The organism is Pseudomonas sp. 10C3 (assembly GCF_036346185.1).
GTDB lineage: Bacteria > Pseudomonadota > Gammaproteobacteria > Pseudomonadales > Pseudomonadaceae > Aquipseudomonas.
This window is the reverse complement of the sequence record NZ_JASJVE010000005.1, coordinates 128,869-141,777: the sequence shown is the minus strand read 5'-3', so window position 1 is coordinate 141,777 and position 12,909 is coordinate 128,869. Positions and strand designations below refer to the sequence as shown.

13 protein-coding genes and 1 tRNA gene are annotated in these 12,909 nt (G+C 56.2%); 6 read left to right on the top strand and 8 right to left on the bottom strand.

The features are described 5' to 3' along the window. Positions 1-83 precede the first annotated feature (83 nt). Entirely contained in the window at positions 84-1,184 is a 1,101-nt protein-coding gene (locus QN399_RS06600) for a 3-deoxy-7-phosphoheptulonate synthase (RefSeq protein ID WP_330200728.1), read from the bottom strand. A gap of 699 nt (positions 1,185-1,883) precedes the next feature. On the opposite strand from QN399_RS06600, the gene QN399_RS06595 reads away from it, so the two are divergent. Next, the gene (locus QN399_RS06595; RefSeq protein ID WP_322179381.1) at positions 1,884-2,330 is read left to right on the top strand and encodes a GNAT family N-acetyltransferase; all 447 of its coding nucleotides are present in this window, start codon (positions 1,884-1,886) and stop codon (positions 2,328-2,330) included. Between the two features lie 78 nt (positions 2,331-2,408). On the opposite strand, the gene QN399_RS06590 is transcribed toward QN399_RS06595, so the two are convergent. Beyond that, a complete protein-coding gene (locus tag QN399_RS06590; protein WP_322179380.1) occupies positions 2,409-2,642 on the bottom strand; it encodes a DNA-binding protein in 234 nt (77 codons plus the stop codon). An 81-nt stretch (positions 2,643-2,723) separates the two neighbouring features. Between QN399_RS06590 and QN399_RS06585 the strand changes: the two genes are divergently transcribed. The 5 genes from QN399_RS06585 (at position 2,724) to QN399_RS06565 (ending at position 6,471) form a co-directional block, all read left to right on the top strand. Continuing rightward, complete coding sequence (locus tag QN399_RS06585) at positions 2,724-3,089, top strand: helix-turn-helix domain-containing protein (RefSeq protein WP_322179379.1); 366 nt, start codon at positions 2,724-2,726, stop codon at positions 3,087-3,089. A 180-nt stretch (positions 3,090-3,269) separates the two neighbouring features. Further along, a complete protein-coding gene (gene uvrY, locus QN399_RS06580) occupies positions 3,270-3,914 on the top strand; it encodes a UvrY/SirA/GacA family response regulator transcription factor (protein ID WP_322179378.1) in 645 nt (214 codons plus the stop codon). A gap of 1 nt (position 3,915) precedes the next feature. Then, positions 3,916-5,739 carry an excinuclease ABC subunit UvrC gene (gene uvrC / locus QN399_RS06575; protein WP_330200752.1) on the top strand — a complete coding sequence of 608 codons (1,824 nt, stop codon included), beginning with the start codon at positions 3,916-3,918 and terminating at the stop codon, positions 5,737-5,739. 32 nt (positions 5,740-5,771) lie between these two features. Then, positions 5,772-6,332: a CDP-diacylglycerol--glycerol-3-phosphate 3-phosphatidyltransferase gene (gene pgsA, locus QN399_RS06570; RefSeq protein WP_322179377.1), complete on the top strand. Its 561-nt coding sequence runs from the start codon at positions 5,772-5,774 to the stop codon at positions 6,330-6,332. A gap of 63 nt (positions 6,333-6,395) precedes the next feature. Continuing rightward, positions 6,396-6,471 (top strand) — tRNA-Gly (locus tag QN399_RS06565). A gap of 1,044 nt (positions 6,472-7,515) precedes the next feature. Here the strand turns inward: QN399_RS06565 and QN399_RS06560 are convergent. The 6 genes from QN399_RS06560 to QN399_RS06535 all read right to left on the bottom strand — a co-directional run bounded on the left by QN399_RS06560 (position 7,516) and on the right by QN399_RS06535 (position 12,909). Then, entirely contained in the window at positions 7,516-7,986 is a 471-nt protein-coding gene (locus QN399_RS06560) for an Lrp/AsnC family transcriptional regulator (RefSeq protein WP_322179376.1), read from the bottom strand. A 26-nt stretch (positions 7,987-8,012) separates the two neighbouring features. After that, complete coding sequence (locus QN399_RS06555; RefSeq protein WP_322216054.1) at positions 8,013-9,317, bottom strand: FAD-binding oxidoreductase; 1,305 nt, start codon at positions 9,315-9,317, stop codon at positions 8,013-8,015. Positions 9,318-9,391: 74 nt separating this feature from the next. Beyond that, a complete protein-coding gene (locus QN399_RS06550) occupies positions 9,392-10,231 on the bottom strand; it encodes a transporter substrate-binding domain-containing protein (protein ID WP_322179374.1) in 840 nt (279 codons plus the stop codon). A 102-nt stretch (positions 10,232-10,333) separates the two neighbouring features. Further along, positions 10,334-11,104: an amino acid ABC transporter ATP-binding protein gene (locus tag QN399_RS06545; protein WP_322179373.1), complete on the bottom strand. Its 771-nt coding sequence runs from the start codon at positions 11,102-11,104 to the stop codon at positions 10,334-10,336. A 15-nt stretch (positions 11,105-11,119) separates the two neighbouring features. Beyond that, positions 11,120-12,085, bottom strand: coding sequence for an amino acid ABC transporter permease (locus QN399_RS06540; protein WP_322179372.1), 966 nt, complete (start codon positions 12,083-12,085; stop codon positions 11,120-11,122). Positions 12,086-12,549: 464 nt separating this feature from the next. Next, a complete protein-coding gene (locus tag QN399_RS06535; protein WP_322216057.1) occupies positions 12,550-12,909 on the bottom strand; it encodes a RidA family protein in 360 nt (119 codons plus the stop codon).

The window sequence follows — 12,909 nt, the reverse complement described above, 5'->3', positions numbered from 1 at the left end:
CGGGATGGTCGCGCGACCCAGATGCTTTTTATGACTGAAAAAAGCGGGTCGGCTACAGGCTGTCAGCCGATTTCCCGCGCAGGTCAGCGTGTGCCCGCTGCTTGACGCCGCAACGCGGTCGCCGCCCCGCGCAATAGCTGCTCGGTACTCTCCCAACCCAGGCACCCGTCGGTGACCGAAACACCGTAACGCAAGGCTTTGCTCAATGGTTGGCACCCTTCAAACAGATGGCTTTCCAGCATCATGCCGATCAACGACCGATCGCCATGCAACCGCTGCTCAAGCACATCGTTGAATACTTCAGGCTGACGCAGCGGGTCTTTGCCACTGTTGGCGTGGCTGCAATCGACCATGATTCGCGTCGGGATGCCGACCTTTTCCAGACTGGTGCGTACGCTCGCAATGCTTTGACTGTCGTAGTTAGTCCCGCGATGACCGCCGCGCAAGACCATGTGCGTGTCCGGGTTGCCCTGAGTGTCAATGACCGCTGGATGACCGTGTCGATCAATGCCGAAATGCCGATGTGCATGCGCCGCTGAGCGCATGGCGTCCGTGGCAATCGCGACCCCGCCATCAGTGCCGTTCTTGAAGCCGACAGGCATCGCCAAACCACTGGCCATTTCCCGATGGATCTGCGATTCGGTGGTCCTTGCGCCGATGGCCACCCAACTGAGCATATCGTCGAAGTAGCCGGCCGCCATGGGCTGCAGAATTTCGGTGGCGATGGGCAGGCCCATACGCAGCATGTCGCGCATCAGTTCTCGGGACAGTGCCAAGCCGCCAGCCATGTCGTCACTGCCATCAAGTTGCGGATCGTAGGCCAATCCTTTCCAGCCGACCGTGGTGCGTGGTTTTTCGACGTAGGCACGCATTACCAGCATCAGTTGATCGCTCACCTCAGCGGACAGCTTCGCCAGCCGTTCGGCATATTCGAGGGCAGAGTGTGGATCGTGGATCGAGCACGGGCCGACGATGACTAGCAGCCGGGAGTCTTCACCGTCGAGAATCGCACGGGCCGCTTGGCGATGGGTTGCAACCTGATGGCTAAGGGCAACGTCGAGGGGCAACTGGTGTTTGAGTTGCAGGGTGCTGGGTAGACGCTGCGGGGCAGGGACGCTGTCGATCAGGGTCACGCTTTGGGGCAGCAGGTCAGAGAGGGGGTTTACGGCGACGGATGAGTTCATGCTCTGGCTTCCTGGGCGGGCGCGGGGTATTTCCGCGCTCGACGCCCTATTGGGGTGTTCGACAATTGGCCGTACTGGCCTTTAGTGCTGTTTTGCCACCTGAAAGTGACCGGTCGGAGGCGGCAGGCTGTCCCGAGCGGAGGTTGCTAAATCGCCAGGTGAAGCTGATGTCGTTGCGGTAATAAGTGGTGTAGTTCATGTCGTGTTCCTCAATTCAATTCGGTTGCAATTCAGTACAAGCGGATGTTTCTGGTGGCCCGAAAAAACAAAACCCCCGGTCGGGTAGCCGGCCGGGGGTAGAGGATTCTCTGGTTGGCGGCCCTTTTAGTGTGGGCGCCGTATGGGTATCAGGCGCGCCAGTGGCTAAACCAATACCCAAAATAAGAGTTGAGCTGCTGGGAAACTGCGCTTTGTACATTCCACGCAGCCACTGCCGTTACCTGGCGTTGGACGCTGGTAAAATTGCAATTCGGCGATTGGATGTGCGACATGGCGGCTCTCCAGTAGGTACAGTGAGCTTACTGTAGATAAGGCTTTGGGTTCAATGGGACATTTCCATCGGATCTCAAAACACTACGCCTTTTGCGTGCTGCCAGTGCTGGTGGAGACTTGCCCCGGATAGCCAATCGGGATTTGCAAGGCTGATCAGCCAGGGCTGTGCCTGTGGTTGCTTGAAGCACTAGGGGGTATGGATTGACTGTGAAGCTTCGCAAGGCCACCGCTGCCGACCTGAGTTTTGCTCGTGAGCTGACGAGGGTGAATATGCGTGAGTATTACGCCGAATACGCTCGGGTTTGGCAGGGGCAGTCGTTTGATGATGAGTGGGAGGCACGCCAGAGCTTCATCATCAACAAGGCAGACAAGCCTGTCGGCTTTCTCAGTTTCAGCATGGAGCCGCACTATTTGTATCTGCGCGATGTGCAGTTGTGCGAACCCTACCGAGGCGAGGGCATAGGGGGGTGGGTGATGGGGCAGATAGCGTCGATGGCGTGCGAGCTAGGGGCCAGGAGCGTCCGGCTGAAAGTGTTTAAAAGTAATCCAGCGATGCAATTGTATCGACGACAGGGCTACGAGGTTGTCGGGCAAGAGAAGGCTTTGTTCTGGATGGAGCGTATATTGGAGAGCTCAGCCGTTTGCCGAGAGTAATCGACCGCGCTTGGTCTAGACTGTTTTCAACAGGTAAATCAACCAAGGTACTGTGAGGCGATGCATCGTTTGCGGGCGTTAGTCGACCCCCAGCGCGGTACCCAGCACTTTGTCGGTGGGTATGCTGCCGATTTTCATGCCCAGCAAAACCGCCACTTTGTGAGCTTCTCCGCGCCGACCTTTTTTGCGGCCTGCAAGTACTTGATAGGTAGTGGCCGGGTCAATGCTGTTTTCCCGAGCGAACTCCTGAACAGATTTACCTTGTTGTTCAAGCCAGGCCTTGGCTTGTGCAGCGGTGCGTATTCCGGGCATAGTTCAAAACCGTTCAAATTAGTTTAACTTAGCTCGATTCTACCATTCGTAAGGATGGGGTCAACAGGATTATGCATTCAAATGAGTGGAATAGGTTCCAGGCTACGAAAAGAAAGAGAGCGCCTTGGGCTGTCTCAACGAGCTTTTGGTGAAATAGGTGGTGTAGAAGCAAATGCTCAGGGAAAGTATGAAAGTGGCGACCGCGCCCCAAAGGCTGATTATCTGGCAGCTGTTGCTGCCAGAGGTGTGGACGTTTTGTTCGTACTCACCGGCACCTATACCCCGACGCCTGTCGACAACCTGAGCCAGACGGAAGAAAAAATACTGGGAAGTTTTAGAACCTTGCATAAAGAAGACCAGGACGCCATCAGGCGACTGACCACGACCATGGCTGAGCTGTCGACGTCATACGCAACCAACAATAAGTCAACGTCAGAGGAGGGATAGACCGGGTTGTCTTTTTAGGTCTTCAGAAATATATCAAATATATGAATACGTTATTGGTAGCGTGTGTAACACGCTGCCATGTGTCGACCTTGCACCAATATCGAGCTTTGAGCTAGGTCTTGCTCGCCGTTTTTGCTAAGGTCACTAGCCTTTGTTATGACCGTTTTGTGAGGTGTCTGCTTGATTAGGGTGCTAGTAGTCGATGACCATGATCTCGTTCGAACAGGCATTACACGGATGTTGGCCGATATCGAGGGCTTACAGGTAGTCGGGGAGGCCGATTCAGGTGAAGAGTCCCTGAAGCAAGCGCGCGAGTTAAAGCCCGATGTGGTGTTGATGGACGTCAAGATGCCTGGCATAGGCGGTCTGGAAGCAACCCGGAAGTTACTGCGTAGTCATCCCGACATTAAAGTTGTGGCTGTGACTGTGTGTGAAGATGACCCGTTCCCGACCCGGCTGTTGCAAGCGGGCGCTGCGGGTTACATGACCAAGGGTGCAGGCCTTGCTGAAATGGTTCAGGCCATCCGGCTTGTGTTTGCCGGGCAGCGCTACATCAGCCCGCAGATCGCTCAGCAACTCGCACTCAAGTCTTTTCAGCCGCAAAGTAGTAATTCGCCGTTCGATCTGTTGTCGGAGCGCGAAATTCAGATTGCCCTGATGATCGTTGGTTGTCAGAAAGTCCAGGCCATCTCCGATAAACTGTGTCTGTCACCCAAAACCGTGAACACCTACCGTTACCGTATCTTTGAAAAGCTCTCGATCAGCAGCGATGTCGAGCTGGCCTTGTTGGCAGTCCGTCACGGCATGGTCGATGCCAGTCTCTGAAATGACCCAACCGTTCGATCCAAGCGCATTTCTTTCAACCTGCAGTGGCCGTCCCGGCGTGTATCGCATGTTCGATGCCGAGGCGCGTCTGCTGTATGTCGGCAAAGCCAAAAATCTCAAAAAGCGGCTTGCCAGCTATTTCCGCAAGACAGGGCACGCGCCCAAAACCGGTGCGCTGGTCGCCCGAATCGCACAGATTGAAACCACCATCACTGCCAATGAGACCGAAGCCCTGCTGTTGGAGCAGACACTCATTAAAGAGTGGCGGCCGCCTTACAACATCCTGCTGCGCGACGATAAGTCTTATCCTTACGTCTATCTATCGGACAGTGATTACCCTCGGCTGAGTATCCATCGCGGCGCGAAGAAGCCCAAAGGTCGATACTTCGGTCCGTATCCAAGCGCCGGTGCCATTCGGGAAAGTCTGAGTCTGCTGCAAAAAACTTTTTTGGTTCGCCAATGCGAAGACAGCTATTTCAAGAATCGCACCCGTCCGTGTTTGCAGTACCAGATCAAGCGTTGCAAGGGGCCCTGTGTCGGCCTGGTCGAGCCTGAGGTATATGCCCAGGACGTGCGGCACTCGATCATGTTCCTTGAGGGACGCAGCAACGCGCTGACTGACGAGCTTAATGCCGCCATGGAAAAAGCCGCCATGACCCTGGATTTTGAACGTGCCGCCGAACTGCGTGATCAGATATCACTTTTGCGCCGTGTCCAGGATCAACAAAGTATGGACGGAGGAACCGGCGATGTGGATGTGGTCGCTGCGTTCGTCAACCCGGGTGGCGCCTGTGTTCACTTGATCAGCGTGCGCGGCGGACGCGTGTTGGGCAGCAAGAGCTTTTTTCCTCAGGTCGGTATCGAGGAGGAGGTGGGTGAAGTCATGGCGGCATTCCTCGCTCAGTATTTCCTGGGGGGGCATGACCGAGAGCTGCCGAGCGAAGTTATTGTCAATGTGGTCCATGAAGACTTCCCGACCTTGATCGACGCGATTGAAGCGTTGCGAGGGCATGAAATGACCATCAGTCATCGGGTCCGGGGTACGCGGGCGCGCTGGCAGCAATTGGCGGTGACCAATGCCGAGCAGGCATTGTCGGCACTCCTGGCCAACCGTCAGCATGTGACGGCTCGTTTTGATGCGCTGGCCAAGGTATTGAATCTCGAGGAATCGCCACAACGCCTTGAGTGTTACGACATCAGTCACTCCAGCGGTGAGGCGACGGTCGCCTCCTGTGTGGTCTTCGGTCCAGAAGGGCCAATAAAGTCGGATTACCGGCGTTACAACATCGAAGGTGTGACGGCTGGCGACGATTATGCAGCCATGCACCAGGCCCTGACTCGTCGCTTCAGCAAGCTCAAAGAGGGGGAGGGCAAGTTGCCCGATATCCTGTTGGTGGATGGCGGCAAGGGGCAGTTATCCATGGCCCGCGATGTACTGAACGAACTGGCGGTGCCAGACTTGATTCTGTTGGGCGTTGCCAAAGGTGCCACACGCAAGGCCGGATTCGAGACGCTTTACCTCAACGATGCTGCGCATGAGTTCACCTTGCCTGGCGATTCTCCGGCATTGCACCTGATCCAGCAGATCCGCGACGAAGCTCACCGCTTCGCCATCACCGGACATCGCGCGCGACGCGGGAAGACACGGCGTACCTCGACTCTTGAAGGCGTGGCTGGTGTCGGCCCGACACGGCGCCGTGATCTGCTCAAACACTTCGGTGGATTGCAAGAATTGTCCCGCGCCAGTGTCGAAGAAATTGCTAAAGCGCCCGGAATCAGTAAAAAGCTCGCAGAGTCGATTTATGCAAACCTGCACAGCGAGTAGAATGCTCGCTCACCTCGTAGCCAGTTGTGCCGATGAATATCCCTAATCTGATCACCGTATTACGTGTCCTGCTGATTCCGATCTTCATTCTGCTGTTTTATCTGCCTTATTCATGGAGCTACATGGCAGCCAGTACGGTCTTCGCGATCGCGGCGGCTACGGATTGGCTAGATGGCTATCTGGCGCGTCGCCTTGAGCAAAGCACGCCCTTTGGTGCCTTTCTCGATCCGGTGGCCGACAAGCTGATGGTGGCCGTGGCGTTGGTGTTGCTGGTTCAAGCGCACGCCAACCTGTGGCTGACATTGCCAGCAGCGGTCATCATTGGCCGCGAGATCGTGATTTCCGCATTGCGTGAGTGGATGGCCGAGATAGGTGCTCGGGCACATGTCGCCGTTTCCAGCCTGGGTAAATGGAAGACTGCCGCACAGATGCTTGCATTGGTCATCCTGTTGGCCAACCCGCCGGCTTTCACTTTTTGGGTGGTCGTCGGTTACGCGTTACTACTGATAGCTGCCGGGCTGACGTTGTGGTCGATGTTGCAATACTTGCGTGCGGCCTGGCCGCACCTCAAAACCTCGGCAGAAAAAAAATAAGTTTTTGAATCAAGGGGTTGACGGGACAATTTGAATCTATAGAATAGCGGCCTTCACCAAGATGCGGGAATAGCTCAGTTGGTAGAGCACGACCTTGCCAAGGTCGGGGTCGCGAGTTCGAGTCTCGTTTCCCGCTCCAAAATTTGGCTTGTGAACTTCATTGAGGTTCATGAGTTGTAGAAAAAAGCGACCTTAGGGTCGCTTTTTTCGTTGTGCCGAAAAACACTTCAGTCCAGTGCTCTCCAGTATTCAGAGACGCACCGTAAACAGCAGGCATAACGTCGAAGTGGTATCCAATCAGTGGGTCGAGTTCCGCAGGCTGTGTGTAAAGGAAGGCCGTCAGAACACCCTCTCGCCTATCTTGAGAATCTTCAATAGAGTCTCCGTACATCGCTTGCCGGGCGGTCCAGGCGCAGGGTGTGCATGAGGGCACCGACTTCAGCCTCACTGAACGCCGGCTGCTGGAATGACTTGATGTCGCGGATAAAGCCGATGCCCTAGGTGACGTTGTCCGGCAGCTCAGTTTTGAAGGTACTGCCGACGACGCATCGCAAAGAGAAAAAGCCGGAACAGTGGTCAGGTTAAATACGTAACTGGGAGCCGATCGGCACCGTGCTGGAGAACCCGGATCGAGAGCAACAGGTCGAGAAAATAGCGGCATAGTCAGACGGTTGACGCGACAACTACCTTGAAAAACGCTGATCCGAAAACAAGTAATCGACTCAGAACTGGCCAGCCGAAACCAAGTTTGCTGTCATCCTTGAAGCTGCCGGGTTGTCCGAGATCGACCTAAGGCCATTATTGCCGCCGCAAAGGCCTTTACCCCGAGCAAATCACTGTTTGGCGATCCGCACTTGGGTGGAGATCGAGCCGTTGACCACTGCCAGACTGGTGGCCATGGCCTGTAATCTTAGCCATGCCTGGGACGCGGCTGCGGGAGGTCGTCAGTTGGTGAGGGCTGATGACCAAGCTGCCAACCGGACTGACTAGATGAAAGCTTGGCAAGCAGGGCGTCCATGTAAGCCTGGGCAACACGTCTTCCAGATCCCTATGCGTCAAACAATAATGATCAAAGACGCCAACGCGGTGTATCTGTCAATGCGCTTGAGTCTCCGATTTTTCATCGCCCTGGAAAGTCGATCACTACTGATCGGGATCGGTTTTTTTGCATCCGTGTTTGGGGCTACAACATCAGGCGCCGGTTGAATTTCGTTTCCATGACGATGTAGGACGACGTATGGGCCACGCCCTTGATCAAGTTGATCTGCGTGAGTTCGCCGTTGAGTTCGCCCAACGTATGGGTGGCGACGTGAATGATGAAATCCGATTCGCCGGAGACGGCATAGACTGCCTGGACCGAATCCATCTTGCGCAGTGCGGTCATGACATCGGTATAACTTTTGTTGGTGCAGGACGTCATGGTGAAGCAGTTGACTGTTTGTTGCAGCTTGTCCTGGTCGATTCGCACGCTGTAGCCGGTGATAACCCCAGCCTTTTCCAGGCGATTGATCCGCTCCTGTACCGCGGAGCGCGAGACCCCAAGCTTGCGTGCCAGAGAGGCCGTTGGCTCGCGGGCGTTAAGCTGCAAAAGCGCAAGCAGTTGCTTGTCTTTCTCGGTCAAACGAAACAACGAAGTGGGGCGCTGCTCATCCATGGATAGGTTCGTACTCTTGATAGGGTTCAGTGTCTAGCTGCCCGGCGTGTCGAGCGCGCTTCCTGGAACATATCCATCAGCTTTAATCCGGCATAGACCGTCTGCGCTGCTGCAGGCCCGAAAGGCCCACCATTCCATTCCAGGCCATAGGCATCGAATAGACGGTAACGATCAGACTCGCCACAAATCGCCTCGGCAACAACCCGTGCACCGATAGGCGCGGTGTTCATACCATGGCCACCAAATGATGTACAAGCCCAAAGGCCCGGACCCAGCGTACCGATGTGCGGCATTTTGTGGCGAGCGTAGCCCATCAGGCCGGACCAGGCTTTTTCGATTTGCAGGCCGCGCAATTGTGGGAAGACATTGAGAATATCGTCGGTCAGCATGTGCGCCAAACGCTTTTCATCCTGTACATTTCGAGTGGTGATGTGCCCACCCCAGAGCAGGCGATCACCGTCGACCACCCGGTAGTAGTCCGAGGCGCGGCGATTGTCACCAACGGCATCGGTGGTGCGTATCGTATCCCGCAGACGGTCGCCCAAGTGTTCGGTGAGCACCACATACGTCGCGATCGGCAAAAAAGCGCGCCGCAATCGGCCGAACTCAGGGCCGCCATAGCCGCCACAGCAGTGCACCACGTTGCCACAGTCAATCACCCCTTGCTGCGTCACCACGTGATGGCGGTCGCCTTGGCTTTCTACCCGAATCATGGGCGAGTTTTCATAGAGAATGCCACCCTTGGCCTCAATCAACTCGGCCACGCCCAGGCAATAGTTCAGTGGATGGAAGTGAAACCCATGGCTATCGCGCAACCCGTGAAAATAGCGCTCAGTGTTCAACCGTGCCCGGATCGCGTGGGTATCCAGGTACTCCATTTCGAAATTGAACTCCTTGGCCATCCGATCACGTAGGCGTTGGAGATTATCGCCATCGTCGTAGCGCAACACGCTCAACTTGCCGCTGGTGGGCGCGCAGCCCTCCAACTGATGCTGATCGATCGTCTCGCGAACGATGTCCACGCCCTCTAGAGAAAGCTTGAACAGCGCGCGTGCCGTCTCGGTGCCACACCGGCGCTCAATTGATGACAGCCCTTCGGACCAGCCCTGCAGTACGAAGCCACCGTTGCGTCCGGAAGCCCCCCATGCAACCCGCGCGGCCTCCAGCAATACTACCGAGCGTCCCCGGGAAACCAGCTCCAACGCCGTACTCAAACCTGCCAGACCGCCACCGATCACACAGACATCGGCCTGAACATTGCCAATGAGTGTCGGGCGCGGCGATGCGTACCGCATCGTAGCGGTGTAATAACTGTTACTGTAATGGGACATGAATCGGTCATCCTTTGGCAGGAGCAAAGACATGCCGCACGCCCGCCGTCATGACGGGCGTACAGTCGTGTCGGTCATTGCACGGTGGTGAGGTCGTTGCCGTACCACTTCTCGGAAAATTTCTTCAGCGTGCCGTCGGACTTCATGTCTTCGACGATCTTCTTCAGCTCGGCCGAAAACGCCTCGTCACCCTTGTCGACAGCTAACGCCAGAGGCTCGTAATACGCGGGTTTGCCCTCCACCTGAACGATGGGGTAGCCATGTTCCACTGCGCCCTTGATCGTCGGCAGTGCGGACAGCGTGGCGTTGAGGCGAGTGCCATTGCCCAGACGCAAGTCATCCAGAGGCCCCATGCTGTCACCGTAGGTCCGCACTTCGCCTGGCTCGACCTCATAGCTGAAAGGTGGCACACCCACCGCGTCGATCTTTAGTCGGCGATTGATATAGTCCTCGGAAGTGGTGCCTGCCTCGACGCCGATCACCTTGCCGTTAAGATCAGCGACCTTGGTCCCGGCGGCATCCTTGTGCACCGCAAACACATAAGGGGTGTAGTAATAGATGGCGGGGAAATCGAGGACGCGTGCGCGCTCGGTGGTGGGGGTCATGGAGCCGACCGATATGTCCCAACGGCCTGACCAGCGCCCTGCGGTGATGATGCCCCACTCCGGCGTGACGAACGTCACCTTGGCGCCCAGTCGATGGCCGATCTCGGTGGCCACATCAATATCAAAGCCTTTTAGCGCATTGTCGTCACCCAGGAACGACTGAGGTGGCCAGTTAGCGGCAGTCGCTACTTTCATGACCTTGCTTTCATGGATGCGGTCGAGCGTTGCGCCAGCCCAGGCAGCGCCTGTGGTGACGAATACGGCGCTGGCGACAGCTGCGGCAGCGAAGAAGCGAGTGACTGAGGTCATCGGTAAGTCTCCAGATGTTGCAGGTTGACGCGGATGGTCAGGCTTATCCGCTGATGAGTGCACGGCGATAGTGCCGACTGCGTCCTGCCGCCCCTCCGGCCGTCAATGGCTGAGGATTTGCGAAAGGAATTCTTTGGCCCGTTCGTGTTGCGGGTTATCGAAGAAAGCCTGTGGTTCGCCCTGCTCAATGATTCGCCCTTGGTCCATGAAGATGATCCGGTCAGCCACCCGCCGAGCGAAGCCCATCTCGTGGGTCACACACAGCATGGTGATGCCGTCCTGTGCCAGTTCGCCCATCACGTCGAGCACCTCCTTGACCATCTCAGGGTCAAGCGCCGAAGTCGGCTCGTCGAACAGCATGATCCGTGGTCGCATACAGAGGGCGCGGGCGATGGCGACCCGTTGCTGCTGCCCGCCCGAGAGCTGGCCGGGGTACTTGTCGGCCTGGTTATCAATCCGCACACGCGTGAGGTATTCGTGCGCTAGTTGGCGGGCCTCCGCTTCGCTGAGCTTGCTCACCAGGCGCGGCCCCAGCATCAGGTTTTCCAGCACGGTCAAATGCGGGAATAAATTGAATTGCTGGAAGACCATGCCGACGTGCCGCCGAACCGCCGCCACACTCTCCGCGCTGCGGGTCAGTGCTGTCCCGCTGATGAGTACTTCGCCTTTCTGAAAGTCCTCCAGCAGATTGAGGCAGCGGATCAGCGTCGATTTTCCGGACCCGGAAGGCCCGCAAATCACGAGGATTTCCCCGGAAGCAATGTCCAGGTCGATGTCTTTGAGAACGTGAAAATCGCCATACCATTTTTGCAGTTTGCGAACTGACACTGCCGGCTGAAGGGTAGGGCTGAGGGGATCGAGGGCGCGATTCATCGTGGTGATCCTTGTTCAGCGGTGAGCGCGGTCAAAGCGCTTCTCGAGGCGAGACTGGACGGTCTCCAGAACGATCGACAGCAGCCAATAGAGCACGGCGGCGGTGATCAGCATCTCCAGATGCCGGAACTCGGCACGCCCTTGTGTACGCGCCAGGAACATCAACTCCCAGACTCCAATGACTGACACCAACGAGCTGTCCTTGAGCATTGAAATGAACTGGTTGCCTGTAGGCGGAATGATCAGCCGCATGGACTGCGGCATGATCACTCGGGTCATGACCTGGAAAGGGGTCAAGCCAATAGCTCTGGAGGCCTCCCACTGGCCGCGCGGGATGCTGCGGATGCCCGCACGGAAGATCTCTGTCATGTAGGCGCCGTAGCAGAGCGACAGCGCCAGGACTCCGGCCGGAACCGCACCTACTACATAGCCAAGTTGGGGAATGCCCAGGTAGATGAGATAGATCTGGATCAGCAGCGGCACACCGCGAAAGAATGAGGTGTAAAAGTTGGCAATCGCAATAGCAAAGCCGTTGGACGATAACTTTGCCGTCGCTCCCAGCAGCGCCAGGACGAAGGCGATGCTGATAGAAATAGCGGACACGTAGACAGTGGTGAACACCCCTTGGGTGATCATGAATCCGACTTTGCTGAGGATGAAGCTGTAAGACAAATTGAAGCTGTCGAAAAATAGCAGGAACAATAGAAGCAGCTCGACCCATACGGTGATGATCTGCGCCCGCAAAGGGAATCGTCCCAGGATGAACAGGTTGGCGACCAGCGTGACGGTCAAGGTGAACGCCACCGCGAGATCACGTAGCAGGGGTGACTTGAGGTCGGCAACGACGGGCCCCATCAGCTTTGCTAAGCCCCCCTCACCAGCGCCAGCAAAGAGCGTGATGGCAAATATAGCAACAGCGACCACCCCCATGAACGCGATGTTGTCGGTCGCCCGACTTCTAATGATGTTGTCTTTGTACATCGTCTTTCGTCCCCCCCATGGAGTAGAAATGCCAACTTGTCTCATTTCCATTATGAGTGTGCGAACTGCTGGGGAATACCTTGCGATCTGTACTTATTTTGCTATTTTTTTGAGCATATACAGGGTAGGTAGCTTTAGATATGGCGGTATTAGTACGGCAACACGCGGGTGATAAGTCTGACATGGCAGGTCGGCGTTCACCTGCCTGAAGCCCCAATTGCGACGATCAGTGCTTGATTTGCAGGTATTGATCGAGCATTTAAAAAACTGGACCAGATAAAACCCAGTATCCAATGGTGCGCCAGGGATGCCGCGTTGCGCGAAAGCACAACCAGCTGACAGTGGTGTCCTCTGTGTATGCTCGCCGAAGCTCAATGGGCAGTCGTGCTGATGGGTACGAGATCCCCCGCTGTGTCCTCTTTCCTGAACATCGCACGATATCGGCGTTCGAACGCGGCAGTGATTCAAACCGTCGGTATCGCTGCAACCACCATGATTTCAACTAAAATGTCGGACGAGGCCAGCGTGGCTTGAGTTGTCGCTCTGGCCGGCGCACATCCGGTTGGCAGCCATTCGCTCCAGATACGGTTCATCACTGCGAAGTCGCGATCGATATCCTTCAACCAGATATGCGCGCTCACTAGATGTTCGCGGCTGCTGGATGCACGTTCCAGAAGTCGATCAATTTTTTCCAATACATTAAGGGTCTGGCCCTCGCAGTCCAGGCGTCGGTCGTTGGGGACCTGTCCAGACAGGTAAACCAGAGAACCATGGACGACAACACCACTGAGGCGCCCGTTTGGGTCGATTCGTTTAATAGTCAT

What these genes read in the sequence shown, in the direction of transcription:
- QN399_RS06600 (WP_330200728.1), bottom strand. Translation starts at nt 1,184, where the DNA reads ATGAACTCATCCGTCGCCGTAAACCCCCTCTCTGACCTGCTGCCCCAA.
- QN399_RS06590 (WP_322179380.1), bottom strand. Translation starts at nt 2,642, where the DNA reads ATGCCCGGAATACGCACCGCTGCACAAGCCAAGGCCTGGCTTGAACAA.
- QN399_RS06585 (WP_322179379.1), top strand. Translation starts at nt 2,724, where the DNA reads ATGAGTGGAATAGGTTCCAGGCTACGAAAAGAAAGAGAGCGCCTTGGG.
- uvrC (WP_330200752.1), top strand. Translation starts at nt 3,916, where the DNA reads ATGACCCAACCGTTCGATCCAAGCGCATTTCTTTCAACCTGCAGTGGC.
- pgsA (WP_322179377.1), top strand. Translation starts at nt 5,772, where the DNA reads ATGAATATCCCTAATCTGATCACCGTATTACGTGTCCTGCTGATTCCG.
- QN399_RS06560 (WP_322179376.1), bottom strand. Translation starts at nt 7,986, where the DNA reads ATGGATGAGCAGCGCCCCACTTCGTTGTTTCGTTTGACCGAGAAAGAC.
- QN399_RS06555 (WP_322216054.1), bottom strand. Translation starts at nt 9,317, where the DNA reads ATGTCCCATTACAGTAACAGTTATTACACCGCTACGATGCGGTACGCA.
- QN399_RS06550 (WP_322179374.1), bottom strand. Translation starts at nt 10,231, where the DNA reads ATGACCTCAGTCACTCGCTTCTTCGCTGCCGCAGCTGTCGCCAGCGCC.
- QN399_RS06545 (WP_322179373.1), bottom strand. Translation starts at nt 11,104, where the DNA reads ATGAATCGCGCCCTCGATCCCCTCAGCCCTACCCTTCAGCCGGCAGTG.
- QN399_RS06540 (WP_322179372.1), bottom strand. Translation starts at nt 12,085, where the DNA reads ATGTACAAAGACAACATCATTAGAAGTCGGGCGACCGACAACATCGCG.
- QN399_RS06535 (WP_322216057.1), bottom strand. Translation starts at nt 12,909, where the DNA reads ATGACTATTAAACGAATCGACCCAAACGGGCGCCTCAGTGGTGTTGTC.